Here is a 22,088-nt window from a genome sequence, read left to right as displayed (position 1 = left end):
GGCGTGCGGCCTTCAGCGTCCGCCGAACAGGCGGCGGAAATTGACGAGGCGTGAGGTCAGGACGGTCGAGGCGATCACCAGAAGGATCGCGAAGATGCCGGCGGCGGCGGCGGTCGGCTCGAAGCGGTAGCGCAGCGAGGTGTAGATCGCGATCGGCAGGGGCTGGGTGTCGGGCGAGGCGAGAAAGAGCGTCACCTCGAACTGGCCGAAGGAGACGATGAAGGCGAAGAGCGCGCCCGCCGAGATGCCGGGCATGATGATCGGCAGGGTAATGCGGCGGAAGGCGCCGAGCGGCGACGCGCCGAGCGCGCGGGCCGCCTCCTCCAACGAACGGTCGAAATCCACCAGCGCGGCCGTCACGGTGGCGATCACCAGCGGCGTGGTGACGATGACGTGCCCGACGAGAAGGCCGGTGAAGGATCGGGCGAGGCCGATCCCGCTCGTCGTGAAGAAGACGTAGAGCGCAAGGCCGAGAACGACGCCCGGCAGAACCAGCGGCAGGACGAAGAGCGTGCGCAGAACCGCGCCGAGCGGGCTGAGCGTGCGCGACAGCCAGACCGCCGCCGCCGTGCCGATCAGGGTGGAGACGAGGGTCGCCGCCGCCGCGAGCTTGAAGGAGAAGAGGTAGGCGGGAACGAAGGTCGGCGAAGTCAGAAAGGCTTCGATCCAGCGGAAGGAGAGGCCCTGGGGCGGAAAGGTCAGATAGTCGCCCGAGTTCAGCCCGGTCAGGATCACGATCAGAACGGGAACCAAAAGCACCGTCAGCGCGATGGCGGCGCCGATCTTGAACGGCAGGGGGATCGTCTCGCCGTCGCGCATTAGGCTCGCCCTCCGGCCGTGCGCCGCGCGGCGACCTGATAGACCGCGACCGCCAGGAGACTGGTCAGGAACAGAACAGCGGCGATCGCGGCGCCGAACTGCCAGCGGCCCGCCTCGGCGATCTGCTGGTAGATGTGGATCGGCAGCGTCACCACCTTCCAGCCGCCCATGAGGGCGGGCACGACATAGGAGGAGATCGACAGCGCGAAGACGAGAAGCGATCCCGACAGGATGCCCGGCATGGAAAGCGGCAGCACCACGGCGCGAAAGGCGGCCCAGCGGGAGGCGCCGAGCGAGCGCGCCGCCTCCTCGTAGGAGGGCGGGATCGCCTTGATGACGCCGATCAGCGAGATCACCATGAAGGGCAGCGTGACCTGCACGAGGCCGACCACCACGCCGAACAGATTGTACATGAGCGGCAGCGGACCGGAAACGAGGCCCGACGCCACCAGCGCGCCGTTCACGAGGCCGTTGTCGCCGAGCAGCACCATCAGCCCGTAGAGCCGGATCACCATGTCGAGCTGCATGGAGGACAGGACCAGGATCATCAGAAAGGCGTTGCGCCCGGGATGCGTGGTCTTGGCGATGACATAGGCCAGGGGATAGCCGAGCGCGAGGCACAGGAGCGAGACCAGAATTCCGATCCCGACCGAGCGGCCGATCGCCTCGTAGTAGATCGCGCGGGTGAACACCCGAACATAGTTCTCGAGCGTCAGGGCCGAGGTGAAGGCGACGCTGCCCGCGACGCCCTTGTTGAAGGACAGGGCAAAGAGCGAAGCCGTGGGCAGGACGAAGAACACCAGAAAGAACAGGGAGGCGGGCAAGGCCAGGAGCCAGAGGCCGGGGCGCGGGAGACGGCTGAGGACGGAGGCTTTCGCTCGGTCCCGTGGCGTTCTCAGAGCTTGGGTTGCATCCATGCCGCTCGCTTCTCTTTGCTGAACCTCGGGAATGCCTTACTCCGCCGCCAAGAGGCGGCTCGCCTTCAGCGGCTCGAAGCCGAGCAGTTCCTTTTCCGGCGGCGGCGGATAGGTCAGCGCGCTCTGCGTCAGGCCCGAGCGGACAAGCGCCGCCGCGATGTTCACCGCGTTGGGGATCGGGTCCACCACCGGAATGTCGATGCCGTGGGAGAGGAGCCCGTCGCGAACCGCGCTGGCGCAGCCGAGCAGCCCGGTGCAGCCGACGATCACGGCCTCGGCGCCGTCGATCTCGACCGCGAGCCGCGCCTGCTCGACCAGAAGGCGCTTCGTAGCATCGAGATCGTCCTCCAGCGCCAGAACGGGGATGTCGACATGGCGGACAGAAGTCATGCGCGACGCCAGACCATGCACGGCTGCGGCGTTCTCGAACTGGGCGCGCAGCCGCCGCATGACGGTGATGACGGAGAAGCGGTGACCGAGCATGGCGGCGATATGCATGGCTGCCTGGCTCGGCCCGACCACGGGAATGCGAACCGCCTCGCGAGCGGCGCGCAATGCCGGGTCGGCCATGCAGTCGATCACGACCGCGTCCACCCCCTCGCGCTCGGCCTCGACGATCTTGCGGATCGTATCGGGCGCGCAGACGGCGGTCTCGAATTCGCTTTCGATCGATCCCGGCCCGAAGTCGATCTGCGACCCCGACACCATAAGCCCCGGATATCCCAAGGCTTCCAGATCCTCGACGCGGCGAAAGCCGCGCGTGGTGATCGGTGAAACCACCCGAACATGAACGGAGCGATCGTGCATGGCACCCTCATCCGATTTCGTCGTAACGGAATGGTGCGCCGGTTCGGCCTCTCGCGAAATCGCGCAGATGGATAGGCCTGCCCTCGATTGGTAGCGCGGGATTTCGGCGTTTGGCTTCACCATCCTACCCGTCTGGATAGTGCGACCTGATTTTAAGAAGCGCGCGCTGCACGAGGAGGCGCCGGTGTCTATTTTGCTTAAGAAGCAGTCAACGGCCGCACTCCTCCAACCCAACCCTGGTTTTTCCAAAGGGCTGCGAGACAGAGCATTTCGGTTCGACCCTGATCCGCAGCTTGTCCAAGGTCTACGAGTTGGGGGCAAGCGTTCTGACCGGCCGGCGCATCGTCGCTTCGCTTGCGTCGCGCCAGAACACGCCGGGGATGCCGATCGCTGCGCGTTAGGCTCGTGGCGGACCAAAAGCTCCGCACCTCGGAAACCATCTCAGGTCTCCATCACCTCGATACGGAACAGAAGGGGATCACCCTGCAACGATTTGGCTTCGCAACGGGACGTTTTTGCCATCCTAAAATATGATTGTATTTATCATGTTATGCGGCTAACAGTCGCAACGATCGACGTTGCGAAAGAAAGTCGTAGCAGATGTGGAAACATTCTAAAGTATTGTCCGCTTCGCTCCTTGTCCTGTCCCTCGCTTGTCCGGCATTGGCAGATGACAGAACGATTCCAATCACGGATGATCGCGGCGTCATTGTCGAGGTTCCTTCAGACCCCCGCAACATTGCCGCCGTCTCGTATCTGGCTGTAGATGTCGGACTGGCGCTCGGCGTCGCTCCCAGTCGTTTCGCCGTCACTTACATGACCAAGGGGCGCGATCCCGAGTTTCTGCTTGGCCTGACCAAGGACATGGCCTCGCTCGGCCAGCGCGCCAAGCCCAATCTCGAGCTGGTCAGCCAGGCCAAGCCCGATCTCATCGTCGCGATGAAGCGCTACACCGTCGGCAACGCCGCCTCCTACGAGAAGATCGCCCCCTATCTCGCCTTCAATATCGAGCGGTACGACGAGAGCTTCCGGGAAGTCGCCGAACTCTCCAAGGCCTTCGGGCAGCCGGAGAAGGGCGAGGCGCTGAACGCCGCCTTCAGGCAGCATCTCGCGGACTATGTCGCCAAGGCTCCTAATGACGTCCATCCGCGCTTCCAGATCATGTGGGCGGGCGACACGCCTTTCTCCTTCCATACAGAGAACACGGCCGCCTCGATCGTCGCCGCGCTCGGCGGCGACAACATCGTCGGGCCGATGACGCAGGGCGGCCGCTTCGGCATGGAGATGAGTCTCGAAGCCATGCTGGAGAAGGACCCCGAGGTCATCTTCGTCTACGATAGCGGCCCGGATCGCCCGCAGGAGAACAACCCGATCTGGAGCCAACTCTCCGCCGTCAAGAACAAGCGGGTCCATTATGTCGGCGATCAATGGGTGGAGACCAACGGCCCGATCGCCCGCGAGATCGTGCTGCGCGAGGCCGCGCATTATCTCTATCCCGACACGTTCCCGGCCGTGGACGTTCGGGCCGAGGCGGCCAAGCTGATCCCCGCCGACATCCGGAAATGACAACCCGCCGCGCAGCCTCGCCGCCGCGCGGCGAGGCGCTTCGGATGCCGGTCCTGATCGGCCTGCTCCTCTTGCTGGCCGCACTGGCGATTGCCGGCGGGCTGGCGATCGGCGATCGCACGCTGCCCCCCGGCACCGTGCTCGACGCGCTTGTCTCGAAGGCGGGGCGCGTCGACACGATCCTGGTCTGGACGCTGCGCCTGCCGCGCAGCCTCGCGGCCTTTCTGGCCGGGGCGGGACTGGCGCTGGCCGGCTTTCTGCTTCAGGCGCTGACGCGCAATCCGCTCGCCGGGCCGGGTCTCACCGGCGTCAGCGCCGGCGCGGTGGCCCCGATCGTCGCCGCCTTCGTGTTCTGGCCGGCCCTTTCGTCGGTCTGGTATCCGCTGGTCGGTTTCGCGGGCGGCATGGCGGCGGCCTCGGCGACCTTCCTGATCGCCTCGGGGCGGATGGCGAGCCCGCTTCATCTGGCGCTCGGCGGCATGAGCGTGTCGCTCTTCCTTCATGCCGTCACGACCTATGTCCTGCTTCTGAGCGGCCCGCAGGTTCCCTCGCTCCTGTTCTGGCTGGCAGGCGGATTGCAGGGCCGATCCTGGTCGCAGCTCGCCGCCATGGCGCCTTTCGTGGCGGTTGCGCTGGCGGCCGCCCTGTCGATCCACCGCGTCGTGGATCTTCTTTCCTTAAGCGACGGCGCGGCCATGGGCATGGGCCTGAGGCTGGCGCTCTGGCGGCCCGTCGTGCTCTTTCTCGCCGTGCTGCCGGTCGCCGGCATCGTGCCGGTCGCCGGTCCCATCGCCTTTGTGGGCCTTGCCGCGCCGCATATCGCCCGGCTTCTTCGTCCGCCCGGATCGGGATGGGCCATGGCGCTCGCTGCCGCGATCGGCGGTTTGACGACAGTGCTCGCCGATCTCATCGCCCGCAGCATCGCCGCGCCGCGCGAACTGCCGGTCGGCCTCGTCACCGCGCTGATCGGCGGCCCTGTCTTTCTGTATCTCGTTCAGCGCCCGCGCGCCCTGGCTGTCGAGGCAAGCCGATGACGCCGCTGGCACCCTCGCTCTCCGCCCGCCCGCCGGCACGGTGGCTCCTGCCGGCACTGGTCGGGCTGACGCTGGCCGCCCCGCTCGTCGCGGTGCTCTTCGGCGTCGCGGACCTGCCCTTGCGCGATGTCGCCGACGTTCTGGCCGGGGGCGGGAGCGCCGGAGCGCGCTCGATCATCCTCGACATCCGCCTGCCCCGGATCGCGACAGGCATGCTGGCCGGGATGCAGCTCGCCACCGCCGGTTTCCTGCTCCAGACCATCACCCGCAATCCGCTCGCCGATCCCTCGCTGATGGGCGTGTCGCAAGGGGCGACGCTCGCGGTTACCCTGTTCCTGATGATCGCGGTCTACAGCCACGATCCCGGCTCCAACACCGTGGTCGAGCTTCCCTCGTCCTGGCTCCCGGCGGTGGGAATGCTGGGCGGGCTCGCGGCCGGCGGCTTCATCTATCTCATGACCCTGCGCCACGATCTCGGAGCCCTGCGGCTGACGCTTTGCGGCGTCGCGATGGGCGCGCTGTTGCAGGCCGTGGCGTTGGGGATCGTGGCGGGCTGGGGCTCGACGCGGATGGAGGTCCTGCTCGAATGGCTGTCGGGCAGCCTCTACGCGCGGCGCTGGGAACATGCCGTCTTCCTCGCGCCCTTCACGCTCGCGGGGTTGGCGATCCTGCCGCTCTTGCGGCGCCCGCTCGAACTCCTGCGCTTCGAACCCGCTGTCGCGCGCTCCTTCGGCCTCGCCTACGCCAGGAGCTTCTCGCTGGTGCTGCTCGTGTCCTGCGCGCTTGCCGCGAGCGCGGTCGGCGCGGTCGGACCCATCGTCTTCGTCGGGCTGATCGTGCCCCATCTCGCCCGCCGGCTGGCGCGCGGGCATTTCCCGCTCGTGCTGCCGTTGACCGTGGTGCTCGGCGCGAGCACGGTCACCTTCTGCGACCTCCTCGGCCGCCTTCTCGGCCGGGCCGACGAAATTCCGATCGGCGTCGTCACCGCCTTGTGCGGCGTGCCGCTCCTGATCGTCCTTCTGCGTCGAACGCCATGAGCGACCCATGATTCTCAACGCTTGCGACCTCACCGTCCGCTATGGCCAGAGAACGGCCCTCAGCGGATTTTCCCTCCAGCTCGAACCCGGCGAGGTCCGGGCGCTGATCGGGCCCAACGGCTCGGGCAAGAGCACGGCGCTTCAGGCCCTGGCCGGACTCGTGCGGGCAGCCGGCGGCTGGGTGGAGATCGAGGGTCGTTCCGTCTTCGCCATGGGGCGGCGGGATCTGGCGCGCCAGCTGGCCTTCCTGCCCCAGCAGCCGGTGGCGCCCGACGAGATGACGGTCGGGCAGCTCGTGCGGCAGGGGCGCTTCGCCCATGTCGGTCTGTTCAGGACCTACGGCGAGGGCGACGAGGCGGCGATCGCCTGGGCGCTCGAATGCACCGGGCTCTCGAGCTTTTCCCAGCGCCCCTTGAGCGATCTTTCGGGCGGCGAGCGGCAGCGTGCCTGGATTTCCGCCGCGCTCGCGCAGGAAGCGCGCATCCTGTTTCTGGACGAGCCGACGACCTTTCTCGACATCGGCCATCAAGTCGAGCTTCTCGATCTCGTGTATCGGCTGAGCCGCGAGCGCGGGGTCGCGGTCGTCATGGCGATCCACGATCTCAACCAGGCCCTGTCGGTGGCAGATCGGATCAGCGTTCTGGAAGCGGGGCGCCGCGTCTTCGACGGCGAGCCCGGCGCGCTTGCGGCCAGCGGGCTGATCGAGCGCGTGTTCCGCGTGCAGGGACGCTTCGTGGATCTGGCCCCCGACGCGCCCCCGCATTTCGACGTCGATCTCCTGCGACGGCATGGCTCTGTGCGTGTCGCGCCTCAGGCCGCCGGGACGCTTTCTCCCCCGGCGTGAGCGGCCGCGAGGCGGCGCAGTTCCACCGTGAAACGCAGCCACAGAAGGAGGCTGGTCGCCCCGAAGCCGAGGCACAGGCCGAACCAGACGCCATAGGCGCCCCATCCCGTCGCATGGGCGCAGAAGGCCATGGCCGGGATGCCGATCAGCCAATAGCCGATCAGCGTGTTGACGAGGCCCGCCTTGGTGTTGCCGAGCCCGCGCAGAAGGCCGACGCAGATGTTCTGCGAGCCCTTGAAGATCTGGTGCGCGATGGCGAACCAGAGCAGCGTCGAGGCGACCGCCAGCACCGCGCCGTCGCCCCGCTCCCCGAGAAAGGGCAGAAGCACCGTCTGCGGCGCGAGGACGTAGAGGAGGCCGATCGCGCTCATGAGCGCGAGGCTGATCGCGAGGGCCTGTACGCCGATCTGGCCGATCTCGTCCCGCTCGCCCCGCCCCAGTGCCCGGCTGACCAGGATCGAGGTGCCGTGCGAGAGGCCGATATTGGCCTGATAGACGATATAGGCGAGCTGGTTGACCACGTTGGACGCCGCCAGCGCGACGGGGCCGAATGTGCCCATGAAGAGCGAGGCGATCGAGGTGATCGCCGCTTCCGATCCGTAGGTTAGCGCGATCGGCGTGCCCATGCGCGCGATGCGCATCACCGTCTCCCGACGGGCGCGCCAGGCGTCGAGGGCGAGCAGGTCGCGCATCGCCGCGTCGCGCCGAACCATCCGCCAATAGACCGCGAGGGTCCAGAGCTGAACCAGCGTGGTGGAGAGGCCGATGCCGGCGAGCCCGAGCTTCGGAAACCCGAGCCAGCCATAGACGAAGACGGCGTTGAGAAGCGCGTTGACGCCGATCGAGACCAGCGTCACCGCGAGCAGCGAGCCGGGCCTGCGCATGCCGACGGCGAACTGGCGCAGGACGTTCATCCAGAGCATAGGCACCAGCCCCGGCGCGAGCGCCAGCATGATGGGCCGCGCCATCGCCGCCACGCCCGCGTCCTGCCCGAGAATGGGCAGGGCATGGCCGAGGGCGACGAGAAGGACGCCCGCCACGAGGCCCGTCGCGGTCGCGATCAGCAGCGACGCGCGGACGAGATCGCGGATCCCCTCGCGCCCCTGCGCGTCGATGGCGGCCGATCCGCCGCGCTTCTCGGCGCGGCCGACCGCACCCGCGACGAGATTGCCGACCCCCGTCACCATGCCGACGCCCATCGTGCGCAGCTGGTTGTAGAGAAGCAGCCCGAGCCCGCCGGCGGCGACCGCGCCGAGGCCGAGAAGGCCCATCATCAGAAGATCGACCGTGGTCAGCGCGACCTGCGCGAACTGGATGCCGGCGATCGGCACGGAGAGCTGGATGATCTCGCGGTAGCGGGAGGAGGTGGAGGACATCGGTGTCACGTTCCCGTCCGCGCGTGGTCGATCGCCGCGAGCCGCCGCGATTCCTCGAAGGCCGCCAGCAGGCGGTGGAGGCGTTGATGGGCCGGCTCGTTCAGAAGACCCCGCTCCCTCAGCCAATCGTCGTCATACAACGTGTCGAGATATTTCTCGCCGGCATCGCAGACCAGCACGACCATCGTGCTGCCCGGTTCCACCACGGCCAGCCGCTTCAAGGCGATGAAGATCGCGGCGCCCGCCGTTCCGCCGACGAGGAGACCCGTGCGCCGCGCCACGACCCGCGCCGTGGTGAAGGCATCCATGTCGCAGACGGTCACGCCCTCGTCGATCAGCGCGTGCACGACGTTCGGCCCGACCGTGAAGCCCGCGGGCGCGCCCGCGCCCGTCTGCCAATACTTGCCGCCGGGGCCGCCGAAAATGATCGAGCCTTTGGGCTCTACGCCGATGCTGGTGACGGCCGATCCCCGCTCGCGCAGGGCACGGACCGTGCCGCACAGCGTGCCGCCCGTCCCGACCGCGCCGACGAGATAGTCGATGTCGCCCGCAAGATCCTCCAGCAACTCGGCCGCGAGAGTGGCATAGCCGGCATTGTTGTTGGGGTTGTGATGCTGATCGGGCCAGAAGGCGCCCGTGTCGCGCGCGATCTCGCCGGCGACGCGGCGCCGCTCCACCGTGCTCGGCCCTTCGCCGTTGCCGCCCACCACGACGAGATGGGCGCCCATCGCCTGCATCGCGCGCAGCTTGTCCTTCGATGCGTGGTGATCGACCACGGCGATGAAGCGGTAGCCCCGTTCGATCGCGACGAGGGCAAGGCCCGTGCCCGTGTTGCCCGAGGTCGGCTCGACGATGGTCCCACCGGGCTTCAGCGCGCCCGACCGTTCGGCCGCGAGGATCATCTCGCTCGCCATGCGGACCTTGGTCGATCCCGTCGGGTTGAACTGTTCGAGCTTCAGAAGCAGGCGGCTACCCGCTCCCGTGCGCGTCAGTTCCAGAAGCGGCGTTCGGCCGATCAGCTCCGCCGCGTTTGCGGCCACGCGCTCGCTCTTCATGGATGTCAGGCTCATCGCTCGTCCGTCCTCCAGAGAAAGCGCCCGTCCTGCTCCGTCAGGACGATCTTGGGCGGCAGGGGGAGTTGGTGGAATTCGCTCTCGTTCTTGTCCATCTGATAGCCGGCTGTGTTGGGATAGACGAGAAGGTCGCCATGGCGCGGCACGGCGGGAAACAGGATTTTGCGCCAGGTCAGGACGTCGTATTCCATGCAGCTCGACCCGCCGACGGCCGCCTGGACCGGCGTCTGCTCCCGCGCCGGGCCGCGCTGCACGAGGATCGGCGTCGGCAGGTATTCGCTGCCCTTCCATTGCTCGGACAGGCTCATGCTAAGGCCGGCGACGGTGACGATTCCGTGCGCGTCGTTGCGCTTGAACCCCTGCACGGGAAAGACGCTCATGCCGGCGCCGTCCAGAAGCGCCCGGCCGGGTTCGAGATAAAGGTCGATCCCCGCCGCCGAGAGCCGGGCCGCCAGGGACGCAGCCCCAGCCGGGCTTTGCAGGATCGCGTCCAGCATGGCCGCGCCGGTCGGCGCCTGGAAGTAAGGGTAGAAGCGGTCGAAGCGCTTGCCGGCGTGAAACTGCGAGGGATCGAGCGTCTCCTGGAACGAGCGCCAGTCGTCTTCTTCGAGATAGGCGCAGGCGAAGCCGCCCCCGATCGAGATCGCCGAGACCGGAAAGCCGCGCTCGCGCGCATCCCGACATCGGTCCACCAGCGCGGCGGCGAGCTCGGCGCGGGGCGCGACCGCATAGCCGTCGAGATGGAAGGAGAAGCCGCGCATCTCGATCCTGCCCCTGCACTCCGCGCAGCGCATCAGCGCCGCTTCGAGATCGCGTTCGCTAAGACCGAACCGGCTGTCTGGATTGTTTGGCGGAAGCACGCGCAGCAGGATGCGCAGCGGCCGATCGCCCCCAGCGATGGCCATGGCCCGATCGAGTTCGTCCAGCGCGTCGATGGCGACGGTGCAGCCATGGCGCGACGCCAGCCAGAGAAGATCGCGGCTCTTGGCTGCCCCGGTCACGCCGATGTCTTCGCCCCGGATGCCGTTGGCGAGACAGTGGACGAGTTCCGGCACGCTCGCGACATCGACCGAACCGCCAAGGCGCGCGACCTCGCGAAGCCAAGCGCCGGCCTTGTTGGCCTTCTTGCCGAAATAAACGCTGCCCCGGACGCCATGGTCGTGCAGCACGCTTTGGAAGGCATGGAGATTTTCCGCGAACCGCTCGGGATAGATCAGATGGAACGGCCCGGCGACGGCGTGGGCGATGGCATCGAGCAGGGCTGTGTCCTGACGCGCGGCTTTCGCCCAAGGAGCTTCGCGCGCCTGGAGAACGGGGGTCATGTCCACAGTTCGATCCTCCGGCCGCGCCCTGCCGAAATGGCGCGGGTGGCTAAGGCATGGGCGACGGGAATGTCGGTGATGATCATGCCGCTGGAAAAGGCGAAGACGCGCTCCTCCGCCGACCGGCGACCCGACTTGCGCCCGGCCACGATGTCGGGCAGCTCGGCGTCGATCCGAGCGATGCCGTCCGGGCCGGCGAGGCGCTTGCCCGTGACGCCCAACTGCCCCTCGCTGGTCGCGATCGCGTAGTCGGCCTCATGCAGCGCGCCGACCTCCAGCCCCTTGCTGGCGACCGAGACGAGAAGTCCGCCGGGCGGCAGCCAGCTCGTTCTGACCTTGGGATGCGCCGCGCGGCCCGACGCGACCACCACGATGTCGGATCGCCCGACCGCATCGGGAACATCGTCCACCATCTCGATGCGCCGATCGGGAAAATGGCGCGCCAGGGTCTCGTGGCTGGCGGCGATCCCGTCGGGATGCGTTCCGAAGAGCCGCAGCGTTTCGAGCTGGGGAAGCGCGGTGAGGAGATAGGGAAGCGTGTTCAACCCTTGCGCGCCGGTGCCGATCATCAGGGCTGAGCGGGCGCCTTCCCGCGCGCAATGTTTCGCGATGATGGCCGTCGTCGCGGGCGTGCGCGAGGCGCCGACGCGGTGGCAATCCATGAAGACGGACGGCAGCCCGGTCGTGTCGTCGTAGAGGCTGATCGTCGTGTAGTATTTCTCGGCGCTCTCGCTTCCCTGCCGGTAGGAGGTCTTGAACCCGACCTGCTCGATCGCGCCGTCATAGCCGAGCATCGTGTAGGACACCGCGTCGCGCTCGGGCTCGGGCAGCGGCATCATGATCTTCGTCGGGCAGCGGGACGCGCCTTCTGCGAAGGATCGATAGGCGTCCTCGACAAGGGCGATGACCTCGGCCGGCGGAATATCGATGTCGGACAATTCGCTTCGCGCGATCACATGAACGGCGGGCGTGTGCAGGTAGGCGCTGGACATCGGGAAGAACCTCCTCGTCGAAATGGATGGGCCAAGCGACGCGCGATGAGGCGTTCGCCGCGAGGAACGCGGACGCTGGCAGAGCGGACATTGCCTTGGCTTTGGTGGGGGCCTGAAATCAGGCTCGGACGACGAGCGGTCTCGTGCCGCTCGTTTCGTGTCCGTTCCTGACCGAACGAAGGTCCGAAAGAGAAATGTCGCAGAGGGGAAGCGGGGGATCGAAGATGTGCCGTGTGGTCTTGGCGGGAAAACGCCTCCCGCTACGGGCCATTGCGATGATATCGGCCGGCTTGATGATCTCGCCTTTCCGCCATGCCTCGACGTCCACCTCACCATAATCGAGGAGAACGGCCGGGATGCGATCGAGACCTAGACGATGCGCCACCGTCAGCCGGTGATGGCCATCCATGACGAAGAAGTCACGCTTATGAACCGCGATCGGCTGCGTCCATCGTTGCTGGCGAACGATCTGGCGTTCGAGTTCGCTCGCGCGGTCAGGATCGATATCCTCGGTTGCAACAAGACAGAAAAGATCCAAGAGACAGCAAGGCATCGGCAAATCCCTTCTCAGGCTGCGCGAAGTTCAAAAGGTGCTGGTTGATGGATTCAAAGTTCTGGACGAGAGCTAAATAAATTCTGCGTAATCGGCAGTCAATAGCTGTTGTTTTAATTCTCATACATGGAATTATTATAGTTCTAATTCGAAACTCTTCTAAGTTTGCTTGAGAACTCACGGGAGCGGCGTGATACGTCCGAACCGCGCGGCGACGGGTAAAGGGCGCGGAGCGGTCAAAGGTCGGCACTTTGCGCCCGAAATCATCCGATTTGCATCTACTGGTGTTGGTGGTTCTCCCGAACTGGACCGCCGCGTTCGATGCTGTCGCAAATCGCTGGAGCGGCAGTCGGTAGGTCGGTGAAGGTGCGTTGCGAATGGATGGTTCTCGATCGCGCGACCGGTGAGAGCGGCGAAACACTGGACCCTCACCGCTTGCGAACGCGTACGACGAAGGCTGCCAAGCGTTTCCTGACCAAGGCGTTGAGCTGCTCACCGCACGAAAGGACTTCGGTAATTTCGACGCACAAGAACACACATCCCAATGAAGCCATCGCCTGCCTGCGAAGGAAAGGACAGCTCGCTCCCAACTGCCGACAGAGGCGGGTGAAAGTCTTGAACAACCGGCTCGGGTCGGATCATGGCGAGCTGACGCAGCGGATTCGTGCTGTGCGTGGGTTTCAGTCGCAAAGGACCGCGCGCAAACGCCACAAGCGGCTTCGAGACGATGCGGATGGTCCTCAAAGGCCAGTTTCGCTTGAGGATGAGCAGCTTGGTCGCGGGATCCGAAGCCCGATGCATCGGAAGGCTGTTCCAAGTCTTCATCGCCTGAAACTGGGACAGAACAGGATCATTGCGACCCGAGCGGCTTTCCGTAACCGAGCCCTCTCAGGTCACCGCCCTCCCCACATACTGCTTCAGGACCTCGACCTCGAACGCGTTTCCAAAACGCGCCAGCGCATGCCGGTTCTGTTCTCGTCTTGAGGGATGTTCTCGTGCTCCGTCAAAGCATGCGCGCGAGAACGTCGGTCTCGCCGCCTTTGTCCTGGAGTCTGTGCAAGACGGCACCCGACACATGCAGCAGGACGCACGCGAGGAGGAGATAGGCGCTGTACATATGAAGCGCGGTGAAGATCTCGAACAGCCGGTCGCTCTTCGGGATGATCTCGGGGATGTGCGAGACGAAGAAGAACGGAACCCCGTCGCTCTGTGAGAAGCTGCTCGACATTGCATAGCCGAAGAACGGCGTTGCTATCGTCAAGGCGATCATCAGGCGCTGCACGGTGGCGGACAGGAAGCGCTCCCATGGTTTCAGACCGTGGGGCTCCTGCGGCAAGGTCGAGCGCATGCGCCAACGAAGGGTCAGATGAACCAGCGCCAACAGCCAGACCAGGACCCCAAACTGCTTGTGGTTGGGATAAAGGAAAGCGGCGACGGCATCCCCTCCCTCTCGTCCCGTCATGAACCAGCCGCACGCAAGAAGCCCCAGGATCAAGACCGCACGCGTCCAGTGCAGGACCCGGATCGATAACGGGTATCGAATCGCGGTCGGCTCTCTATTGTGAAGCATCGGACTTCCCTACCGTTTGCTGCGCACGCGGCGCCGTCCCGTCGGCGAGCCATGGAACCATCGGCCCATTGCCCGACTGTGCAGGTTCGATGGAGGCTCGGTGGAGAGACCGATTTGTCCCAAGCAAGCGGATCGGACGGTCTCCGAGGAAGAGCGAAGAGCGCGGCAGGCCCATCGCCCCTCTCGCCGAAAGCCCTGGCGTCAGACGCGGCAGAGCGATGGCGAGGATGGTGACGGTCCCCAAATCGCTCAAGGATCGGCGAGCGGGAACGAGATGCCGGGCCGCCGGGGCGGTCGAGGCGCGTTGCCCAACGGCAAGGCCATCTCGAACAAGGCCCCTCCCGCCGGCGATGGTCGATATCGCAAATGTCCGCCGTGCGCCTCGACGATGGCGCGCACGACCGACAGGCCCAGCCCGTTTCCCCCGAGCTCTCGGGAGCGGACCGGGTCGCCGCGCACGAAGGGTTCGAAGACACGCGTCGCCATCTCGGCCGGCAGCCCCGGACCTTCGTCGGCGACACCCAGGATGGCCTCGTCTTCCGATGCCCTCAGCGAGAGGGTGATCGCACCCCGCACGGCATGACGGCGTGCATTGGTGACGAGGGCCAGGAGCGCCTGGCGGATGCGCGCTGCGTCGGCCTGAACGCAGATGTCGGTCAGCTCCAGCCGTAGCTCCAGGCCCTCGGCCTTGAGATCGGGCGCCAGGAGCTCGGCCATCTCCGCGACGCCGCCCGCCAGACGAACGGGCTCGACGCGCAGATCGAGATGGCCACTGTCGGCCAGTGTCACCGTTCGAAGGTCCTCCACCAACCGCGCCAGATTATCGACCTGCAGGACGAGGCCACGCAGTGAGCGCTCGTCGGGCTCGAAGATGCCGTCGATGATGCCCTGGAGCCGACCCTTCAGGATGGTGAGCGGCGTGCGAAGCTCATGGGCGATCGTGGCATTCCACACCGCCATGTCGGCCGCCATGTCTTCCAGGCGCTGCGCCATGATGTTGAAGTCGTCGACGAGGCTGGCCGTCTCGCCCAGCGAGCGATCGCCCGCTTCGGCTCTCGCCGTCAAGTCGCCGCCGGCGATCCGGCGCGCGCCTTGGACGACCGTTTCGAGGGGCTGAAGGATACGACGCGCCAGCCGAAGGGCGATCACGGCCGCGATCGGCAGGGCGATGAGGATGGCGGCCGAAAGGATCGCGAGATCGGTGACCGTCAGCCACTCGTCCCCCGTATCCAACCGGGGATAGAAAACCATGATCACGATGTAGGCGAGATAGGTGCCGAAGAAGACGACGAGGCTCGCCACCACGGTGATGGCGGACATGGCGAGAAGGATCTGGCGGCTCAATCCGGCGGGTAGCCTCATGGCTTTAGTCCAGAAGCCGGTAGCCGACGCCGCGCACGCCCGGCAGGAAGCCGACCGCGCCGGCCTGTTCGAGCTTTCGGCGCAGCTTGGAGAGATGGCTGTCCACGGTGCGGTCGAGCGCGTCCGAGCCCGGCAGGCAGGCGTCCACCAGCTCGCCCCTCGTGAAGACCTTCGTGGGGCTGCGGGCCATGTGCGCGAGAATGCGAAACTCGGTCAGCGTCAACTGGATGGCCGCATCGTCGAGACTGGCGCGGTAGGCATCGAGGTCGATCGACAGCTTGCCCACGCGCAGGACGCCGCCCGAACCGGCCAGCCCCGAGCGACGCAGCACGGCCTTGGCCCGCGCCACCACCTCGATCGGGTTGAAGGGCTTCACCACGTAATCGTCCGCGCCGATACGCAGGCCCTGCAACCGGTCGATGTCCTGGTCCAGCGCGGTGATCATGATCGCGGGCGTCGTGCCTCGTCGACGCAGCTCGGCCAGAACCTCCCAGCCGTCGAGACGCGGCATGGTGACGTCGAGCAGCAGAAGATCGGGCTTCAGAGAGAGATGAAGGTCGAGCGCGGTGCGCCCGTCGCGCGCCTTCACCGTGCGGAAGCCCTCGCGCACGAGATAGGCGTCGAGGATCGCGGCGATCTCGTCGTCGTCTTCGGCGATCAGAACCAGGGCTGACATGCGGGGTGCTCTCCTTGCCCCTTGGATGCCATCCGCATCGCCGGGCGTCGAGCGCTTCCTGCCGGCCTCCACGAAACCGCAACACAAGCTCCACACCGCACCCACCCGGCGACACGATAAGGGCCGCGTCGCATCCGAGCGATGCTCTCCATGGATGTTCGCGATGACGCGCCCGCCCCGCTTCTTGACCCTGGCCCTTCTCCTTGCCGCCGCAGCCGGCCTCGCGGCCTGCACCGAGGCGCGAACCGACCCGGTTCCGGGCGAGGTCTGGACGCAGCCGCCGCGCGTCGCGGTGGTGACGGTTCGGCCGCATCGGGTCGTGGTGGTGGACGAGCTGCCGGGGCGGGTCTTGGCCCTTCGCACCGCCGAAATCCGTCCGCAGGTCGGTGGGTTGATCCAGACGGTGCTTTTTGCGGAAGGGTCCGAGGTCGCGGCCGACCAGCCCTTGTTCCAGATCGACCCCGCCCCGCTCGCCGCCGACGTGGAGGCTGCCTCGGCCGTTCTGGCCCGGGCCGAGGCCGATCGTCTCAACGCCGGCCTCAAGTTCGAGCGCATCCAGGCTTTGTCGGACGTTCGAACCGCCAGCGCCGCCGCGCTCGGCGATGCCACGGCCGCGCTCGCCCAGGCCAAGGCCAGCGTCGCCGAGGCGAAAGCCAATCTGACGCGTCGCAAGCTGGAACTCGCGCACGCCACCGTGCGCAGCCCTATCCCCGGGCGCATCGGCCAGGCCTTCGTCACGGAGGGCGGCCTTGCCTCGGTCGGCGCGGCGTCGGCGCTCGCCGTCGTCCAGCAACTCGACCGCGTGTATCTCGACCTGCGCCAGTCCGCCACGCGCCGCGAGGCTATCGAGGATCTGATGGCGAGCGGCGGGAGCGAGGGAGCCGGAACACTGCCGGTCGCCATCTTGACGATCGCGGGCCGACCCTACGAGTTCTTCGGCAAGGCGCTCTATTCCGAAAGCACAACCGATCCCGGCACGGGCAGCATCGCGCTGCGCGTCGAGGTGCCCAATCCTCACCGCCAGCTCCTGCCGGGCATGTATCTGCGTGCCCGCGTGCCGAGCGCGGTCTATCCTCAAGCCTTGAGCGTGCCGCAGCAGGCGGTCGGCCGCGACGGCGAGGGTCGCACGCACCTGACGATCCTGAACGCGGACAAGACCGCCGCGCGTCGCGACGTCGAGTTGGGCCCCCTGGTGGAGCGCCAATACGTGATCCTGTCCGGCCTGTCCGCCGGCGAGACCGTCCTCGTGGAAGGGCAGGACCGCGCCGAGCCGGGGCGCAAGCTCGACGCCGTGCCCTACCGTACCGCCGCAGGTCCCGCGAGCGAAAGCTGATCGGTCGATCCCATGCCCCAGTTCTTCATCGAGCGGCCCGTCTTCGCATGGGTCATCGCGATCTTCATTACACTGGCGGGGCTGGCCGCGATCCCGCAGCTTCCGGTGTCGCGCTTTCCCTCGATCGCTCCGCCCAGCGTCAGCATCGGCGCGTCCTACACCGGGGCCAGTCCGCAGACCGTCAGCGACAGCGTGGTCGCGCCGATCGAGCGCGAACTGACGGCGGTGAAGGACCTTCTCTACTTCGAGTCGTCCGCCGACGCTTCGGGCAATGCCAGTATCACGGTCACCTTCAAGAGCGGCACCGACCCGGAGCTTGCGCAGGTCGACGTCCAGAACCGGCTGAAAGCCGTCGAGCCACGGCTGCCGGAGGCCGTGCGCCGCGCCGGTCTTTCCGTCGAGTCCGCCTCGTCGGGCTTCCTGATGATCGTCTCGCTGCGCTCGCGTGACGGCAGCGTCGATCCCCTGATGCTCGACGACTATCTCGCCCGCACCCTGGCGCCGGAGCTCAAGCGCGTGCCCGGCGTCGGCCGCGTCCAGTCCTTCGGCTCGGAAGCGGCCATGCGGGTCTGGGTGGACCCCGGCCGCCTCGTGTCCTTCTCGACATCGATCGCCGAGATCACACAGGCCATTCAGACGCAGAACGTGCAGGTCGCGCCCGGTCGTCTCGGCGAGGCGCCGGCGGTACCCGGCCAGGCGGTCAGCGTTCCGCTGACGCTGAGCGGCCAGTTGGAGACGCCAGCGGAGTTCGCCGCCATCGTCCTGCGTTCCAATCCGGACGGCTCGAAGCTGACGTTGGGCGACGTCGCGCGGATCGAAGTCGGCGCCCAGACCCTTGGATTCTCGATCCGCGACGGCGGAAAGCCCGCAACGGCCGCCGCCATCCAGCTTGCGCCCGGCGCCAATGCCGTCGCGACCTCGCAGAACGTGCGCGCGCGCCTCGCCGAGCTCCAGCCCTCCATGCCCGAGGGTGTCGCCTACGCCGTCTCCTACGACACCGCGCCCTTCGTGAAGCTCTCGATCGTCCAGGTCGCCAAGACGCTCGCCGAGGCCATGGTGCTGGTGTTCCTGATCATGTTCCTGTTCCTGCAGAACGTCCGCTACACGCTGATCCCGACGATCGTCGCGCCGATCGCGCTTCTCGGCACGTTCGCGGCGATGTGGGCCATCGGCTATTCCGTCAACGTCCTGACGATGTTCGGCATGGTGCTCGCCATCGGCATCATCGTGGACGACGCGATCGTCGTGGTGGAGAGCGTCGAGCGTCTGATGGCGAGCGAAGGGCTGTCGCCGCGCGAGGCGACGCGCCGCGCCATGCGCGAGATCACGGGAGCGGTGGTCGGCATCACCCTGGTGCTGGTGGCCGTGTTCCTGCCGATGGGCCTCGCCACCGGCGCGGTCGGGGCGATCTATCGCCAGTTCACGGTCTCCCTTGCGGTCTCCATCCTCTTCTCGGCCTTTCTGGCCCTCACGTTGACGCCCGCCTTGTGCGCCACCATCCTGAAGCCGGTCGCCCCTCACGACGAGCGCCGGGGCGTCTTCGCCTGGTTCAACCGCGGCTTCGACCGCCTGACCGGCGGCACCAGCCGCTGGGTCGGCTGGCTCGTCCAGCGCTGCGGGCGCGTCATGCTGGTCTACGGCGCGATCGTCGGGGCGCTGGTGTTCGGATACGGCGCGCTGCCGACCGCCTTCGTACCGGACGAGGACCAGGGCACGTTCATGACCTCGTTCACCCTCCCGGCGGACGCGACGGCCGAGCGTACGCAAAAGCTGGTGAAGCGGTTCGACGCTTATGCCGCCTCGCGCCCCGACATCGAGAACAACCTCTCGATCCTGGGCTTCGGCTTCACGGGCTCGGGACCCAACACGGCCATGGCCTTCACCACGCTTCGCGATTTCGACAAGCGCACCGGGAGCACCGACGGCGAAGTCGAGGCTGCAACGCAGGCGATGCGCGATGCGACGGAGGGCGAGGTCTTGGTCATGAAGCCGCCCGCCATCGAGGAACTCGGTACGACCTCGGGCTTCTCGCTGCGGCTCGTGGACCGGGCGGCCCGCGATGCGGCGGCGCTTCGCACGGCGGCCGACACGCTGATCGACCTTGCCGGGCGAAGCCGCGCCTTGCGCGACGTGCGCGTCGACGGCCTGCCCGGCGGCCCCACCGTGAAGCTGCGTGTCGACCGCGAAAAGGCCGGTGCTCTCGGGCTTTCCTTTGCCACTATCAGCGACGCCCTCGGCGCAGCCATGGGCTCGACCTACGTCAACGACTTCCCGCGCGCCGGACGGCTCCAGCAGGTCATCGTCCAGGCGCGGGCGGAAGACCGGATGCAGGTGGAGGATGTCCTGAAGCTCCACGTGCGCAACGACCGGGGCGGGATGGTCCCCCTCGCCGAGGTGGTGACACCGGAATGGTCGGTCGGGCCTCTTCAGCTCAATCGCACCAACGGCTACCCCTCGCTAAGCATCTCGGGCGATGCCGCCCCGGGCGTGTCGAGCGGCAGCGCGATGGACGAGATGGAGCGGCTCGCGGGGCAGCTTCCGTCCGGCTTCGCCGTGGAATGGATGGGCCAGTCCTTTCAGGAGCGCCAGTCCGCCTCGCAGGCGCCGATCCTCGTCGCCCTGTCGTTCGCGGTCGTGTTCCTGGTGCTGGCGGCGCTCTACGAGAGCTGGGCGATTCCGGTCTCGGTGATGCTGGTCGTGCCGCTCGGCATCCTGGGCGCCGTCGCGGCCGTGCATCTGCGCGGGTTGGAGAACGACGTGTTCTTCAAGGTCGGGCTCGTCACGCTGATCGGCCTGTCGGCCAAGAACGCGGTGCTTATCGTGGAGTTCGCGCGCAAGCTGCACGCGGAGGGGCATAGTCTTGCCGAGGCGGCGCGGGAGGCGGCCCGCCTGCGCCTGCGGCCGATCGTGATGACCTCGCTCGCCTTCGCGCTCGGCATCGTGCCGCTGGTGATCGCCCACGGCCCGAGTTCGGAAACGCAGAACGCGCTCGGCACCGGCCTCCTCGGCGGGATGATCTCGGCCACCGTCCTTGCCGTCCTCTTCGTGCCGGTCTTTTTCGTGCTCGTCATGCGGCTCGCCCAGCGCAAGCGGGCGGCAACGCCCCTCGTTCCCGAGACTGGAAACCCGGCATGATCCCCGCACCCTCCCTCAGAGGCCGGAGCGGAGGAATGCGTCACGGGCACAAGCTCGACCACATGCTAAACGCTAACCGTTCAAGCCGCTGGCGGTCCCCTGAGCTCGGGATGGAAGCTCGGTCGCTCCCCCAGCTTCGGCATTCCTGAGCTTCGGATACGCTCTCACCCAATCCTGAGAGATAGCGGACGGTTTGAAACCCATTTGGCGGACGCCGGGCCTCGCTCGTCAGTTTCCGATCGCTTCGAACACCAGTCCGGCGTGCAGAGCGATGCCAGCTTCCGCTCCAGACGCCGCCGCGATCAGCGCATTGTTCGCACGCGCGATGTCGCCGGCGGCATAGACGCCCGCAACGCTCGTCATCCGCGCGGCATCGGTCGTGATGATGGGTCCGAAACGCCCCTGCTCGATGGTGCAGCCGAGTTGCTCCGCTATCCCGCTTCTCAGCGGTGATCGGGGAGCCACGTACAAGGCGTCGATCGGGAGTCTGCGCCCATCGGCAAGAAGGATCGAGGAGAGACTGGTGCCTTCGCCCTCCAACGCGCGGACCGACGCGGGCTCGACGCGCACTCCGCGAGAGGCGAGCCGCGCCATCATCTCGCCTTCCGGAGGGGCATGGCCATCCAAGAAAAAAGTCACCGGACCCCAGTCGGCGATGAGGTTCGCCTGCATCGCGGACATGGGATGCGACTGGAGGACCCCGAGCTGTCGGTCCGCGAACTCGTACCCATGACAATAGGGACAGGCCAACACCGTCTTGCCCCACCGCTCCGCCAGGCCCGGGAGATCCGGCAGGACATCGCTCACACCGAAGGCGAGAACGATCCGACGCGAGTTCAGGACGTCGCCGGACCGAAGGGTGACCGCGAAGTCGTCGATCCCGCCACTGACCCCGGTCGCCAGACCCTTGACGAACCGGGCCGTGGGATAGGCTCCAAGCTGCTCACGCGCTTGGGACAGCATGTCCAGGGGGTCGCTGCCGTCCCTGGTCAAGAAGCCGTGGGAGCGTGAAGCGAAGCGGTTTCGGGGAGTGCCATCGTCGATCACGCACACTCGCCGCCGCGCGCGAGCGATGTAAAGGGCTGCCGTCAATCCCGCAAAGCTGCCGCCGATGATGATCGCGTCGTCCATACCTGCCACCATAACTGCAACTCTATGAGTAGCAGTTAGGGTGGACGGAAAGAATTGCAACTTTCGAAGTTCCGGTTATGACGAATGCGGTAGCGAAGAGAAGGGAAGCCGCACCGTGGCCAAGGACGCTCGACTGACGCGGGTCACGCACGTTCTCGTCCATATGGCCGAGCACGGCGGTCTGGCAGCCTCCGATCGGATTGCCGAGATGCTTGGAACAAACCCGGTCGTCGTGCGACGGATGATGGGTCTGTTGCGAAACGCGGGCCTCGTCCGGTCGACGGCGGGAGCGCGCGGCGGCTGGCAGCTGACGCGCGAGCTTCGAGATATTACCCTTCTCGAAGTCCATCGAGCGCTACAGTCATCCGTCTTCGCCATCGATGCCGGCGCCATGGCGGCGTCGTGCAAGGTCGAGCGCGCGGCCAACGAGGCGATCGCGGGCGCACTCGACACGGGCCGACAGGCGTTCGAAAACGCTCTGGCCAACATCACGCTGGATGATGTACGCGCCGCGACCGGCCTCTAGCGGACCCGATCGCAT

Annotated in this window: 20 protein-coding genes; 8 read left to right on the top strand and 12 right to left on the bottom strand. The window is 66.9% G+C overall.

Features of this window, described 5'->3' with window-relative positions:
* Nucleotides 1-12 precede the first annotated feature (12 nt).
* The 3 genes from AUL32_RS17570 to AUL32_RS17560 form a co-directional block, all read right to left on the bottom strand.
* On the bottom strand, nucleotides 13-819 hold the full coding sequence (locus AUL32_RS17570; RefSeq protein WP_062117753.1) for an ABC transporter permease: 807 nt from the start codon (nucleotides 817-819) through the stop codon (nucleotides 13-15).
* Nucleotides 819-1,643: an ABC transporter permease gene (locus AUL32_RS17565; protein ID WP_244497949.1), complete on the bottom strand. Its 825-nt coding sequence runs from the start codon at nucleotides 1,641-1,643 to the stop codon at nucleotides 819-821. Before AUL32_RS17565 ends, AUL32_RS17570 begins: the two co-directional genes overlap by 1 nt.
* A 129-nt stretch (nucleotides 1,644-1,772) precedes the next feature.
* Entirely contained in the window at nucleotides 1,773-2,543 is a 771-nt protein-coding gene (locus tag AUL32_RS17560; protein ID WP_062117748.1) for an aspartate/glutamate racemase family protein, read from the bottom strand.
* A 600-nt stretch (nucleotides 2,544-3,143) separates the two neighbouring features.
* Here AUL32_RS17560 and AUL32_RS17555 point away from each other — a divergent pair.
* Genes AUL32_RS17555 through AUL32_RS17540 form a run of 4 tightly spaced genes read left to right on the top strand, consistent with a single transcriptional unit; the run spans nucleotide 3,144 to nucleotide 7,024 of the window.
* On the top strand, nucleotides 3,144-4,109 hold the full coding sequence (locus tag AUL32_RS17555; protein ID WP_062117745.1) for an ABC transporter substrate-binding protein: 966 nt from the start codon (nucleotides 3,144-3,146) through the stop codon (nucleotides 4,107-4,109).
* Nucleotides 4,106-5,143: a FecCD family ABC transporter permease gene (locus AUL32_RS17550; protein ID WP_082659786.1), complete on the top strand. Its 1,038-nt coding sequence runs from the start codon at nucleotides 4,106-4,108 to the stop codon at nucleotides 5,141-5,143. The genes AUL32_RS17555 and AUL32_RS17550 overlap by 4 nt, the downstream gene beginning before the upstream one ends.
* Nucleotides 5,140-6,180 (top strand): FecCD family ABC transporter permease, encoded by a 1,041-nt coding sequence (locus tag AUL32_RS17545; RefSeq protein WP_062117742.1) that lies wholly within the window; start codon nucleotides 5,140-5,142, stop codon nucleotides 6,178-6,180. Before AUL32_RS17550 ends, AUL32_RS17545 begins: the two co-directional genes overlap by 4 nt.
* 7 nt (nucleotides 6,181-6,187) lie before the next feature.
* Complete coding sequence (locus AUL32_RS17540; RefSeq protein WP_062117739.1) at nucleotides 6,188-7,024, top strand: ABC transporter ATP-binding protein; 837 nt, start codon at nucleotides 6,188-6,190, stop codon at nucleotides 7,022-7,024.
* Here AUL32_RS17540 and AUL32_RS17535 read toward each other — a convergent pair.
* The 5 genes from AUL32_RS17535 to AUL32_RS17515 all read right to left on the bottom strand — a co-directional run bounded on the left by AUL32_RS17535 (nucleotide 6,991) and on the right by AUL32_RS17515 (nucleotide 12,340).
* Nucleotides 6,991-8,400 carry an MATE family efflux transporter gene (locus AUL32_RS17535; protein ID WP_062117736.1) on the bottom strand — a complete coding sequence of 470 codons (1,410 nt, stop codon included), beginning with the start codon at nucleotides 8,398-8,400 and terminating at the stop codon, nucleotides 6,991-6,993. The two genes, AUL32_RS17540 and AUL32_RS17535, sit on opposite strands and share 34 nt — an antisense overlap.
* Nucleotides 8,401-8,405: 5 nt before the next feature.
* A complete protein-coding gene (locus tag AUL32_RS17530) occupies nucleotides 8,406-9,470 on the bottom strand; it encodes a PLP-dependent cysteine synthase family protein (RefSeq protein WP_244497947.1) in 1,065 nt (354 codons plus the stop codon).
* The gene (locus AUL32_RS17525; protein ID WP_062117781.1) at nucleotides 9,467-10,795 is read right to left on the bottom strand and encodes an amino acid decarboxylase; all 1,329 of its coding nucleotides are present in this window, start codon (nucleotides 10,793-10,795) and stop codon (nucleotides 9,467-9,469) included. Before AUL32_RS17525 ends, AUL32_RS17530 begins: the two co-directional genes overlap by 4 nt.
* Nucleotides 10,792-11,787: an ornithine cyclodeaminase gene (locus tag AUL32_RS17520; protein ID WP_062117733.1), complete on the bottom strand. Its 996-nt coding sequence runs from the start codon at nucleotides 11,785-11,787 to the stop codon at nucleotides 10,792-10,794. Before AUL32_RS17520 ends, AUL32_RS17525 begins: the two co-directional genes overlap by 4 nt.
* 118 nt (nucleotides 11,788-11,905) lie before the next feature.
* A complete protein-coding gene (locus AUL32_RS17515) occupies nucleotides 11,906-12,340 on the bottom strand; it encodes a ParB N-terminal domain-containing protein (protein WP_062117730.1) in 435 nt (144 codons plus the stop codon).
* A gap of 321 nt (nucleotides 12,341-12,661) precedes the next feature.
* Between AUL32_RS17515 and AUL32_RS26460 the strand changes: the two genes are divergently transcribed.
* Nucleotides 12,662-13,324 (top strand): DDE-type integrase/transposase/recombinase, encoded by a 663-nt coding sequence (locus tag AUL32_RS26460; RefSeq protein ID WP_082659785.1) that lies wholly within the window; start codon nucleotides 12,662-12,664, stop codon nucleotides 13,322-13,324.
* A 19-nt stretch (nucleotides 13,325-13,343) separates the two neighbouring features.
* Here the strand turns inward: AUL32_RS26460 and AUL32_RS17510 are convergent, their stop codons facing one another.
* The 3 genes from AUL32_RS17510 to AUL32_RS17500 all read right to left on the bottom strand — a co-directional run bounded on the left by AUL32_RS17510 (nucleotide 13,344) and on the right by AUL32_RS17500 (nucleotide 15,948).
* Nucleotides 13,344-13,910, bottom strand: a complete 567-nt coding sequence (locus AUL32_RS17510; RefSeq protein ID WP_062117727.1) for a cytochrome b — start codon at nucleotides 13,908-13,910, stop codon at nucleotides 13,344-13,346.
* 249 nt (nucleotides 13,911-14,159) lie between these two features.
* Complete coding sequence (locus AUL32_RS17505; RefSeq protein ID WP_062117724.1) at nucleotides 14,160-15,272, bottom strand: ATP-binding protein; 1,113 nt, start codon at nucleotides 15,270-15,272, stop codon at nucleotides 14,160-14,162.
* 4 nt (nucleotides 15,273-15,276) lie between these two features.
* Nucleotides 15,277-15,948: a response regulator gene (locus AUL32_RS17500; protein ID WP_061978390.1), complete on the bottom strand. Its 672-nt coding sequence runs from the start codon at nucleotides 15,946-15,948 to the stop codon at nucleotides 15,277-15,279.
* 163 nt (nucleotides 15,949-16,111) lie between these two features.
* On the opposite strand from AUL32_RS17500, the gene AUL32_RS17495 reads away from it, so the two are divergent.
* Both AUL32_RS17495 and AUL32_RS17490 read left to right on the top strand, forming a co-directional pair.
* Entirely contained in the window at nucleotides 16,112-17,281 is a 1,170-nt protein-coding gene (locus AUL32_RS17495) for an efflux RND transporter periplasmic adaptor subunit (protein ID WP_062117778.1), read from the top strand.
* Nucleotides 17,282-17,293: 12 nt separating this feature from the next.
* Nucleotides 17,294-20,416 (top strand): multidrug efflux RND transporter permease subunit, encoded by a 3,123-nt coding sequence (locus tag AUL32_RS17490; RefSeq protein ID WP_062117721.1) that lies wholly within the window; start codon nucleotides 17,294-17,296, stop codon nucleotides 20,414-20,416.
* Nucleotides 20,417-20,644: 228 nt separating this feature from the next.
* On the opposite strand, the gene AUL32_RS17485 is transcribed toward AUL32_RS17490, so the two are convergent.
* Nucleotides 20,645-21,547 (bottom strand): NAD(P)/FAD-dependent oxidoreductase, encoded by a 903-nt coding sequence (locus tag AUL32_RS17485; protein ID WP_062117775.1) that lies wholly within the window; start codon nucleotides 21,545-21,547, stop codon nucleotides 20,645-20,647.
* A gap of 115 nt (nucleotides 21,548-21,662) precedes the next feature.
* Here AUL32_RS17485 and AUL32_RS17480 point away from each other — a divergent pair, with 115 nt between their 5' ends.
* Entirely contained in the window at nucleotides 21,663-22,073 is a 411-nt protein-coding gene (locus AUL32_RS17480; RefSeq protein ID WP_156421518.1) for an Rrf2 family transcriptional regulator, read from the top strand.
* Nucleotides 22,074-22,088: the final 15 nt, after the last annotated feature.

This window comes from Aureimonas sp. AU40 (assembly GCF_001463785.1).
Taxonomy (GTDB): domain Bacteria; phylum Pseudomonadota; class Alphaproteobacteria; order Rhizobiales; family Rhizobiaceae; genus Aureimonas.
This window is presented reverse-complemented; position numbering and strand designations above follow the sequence as displayed.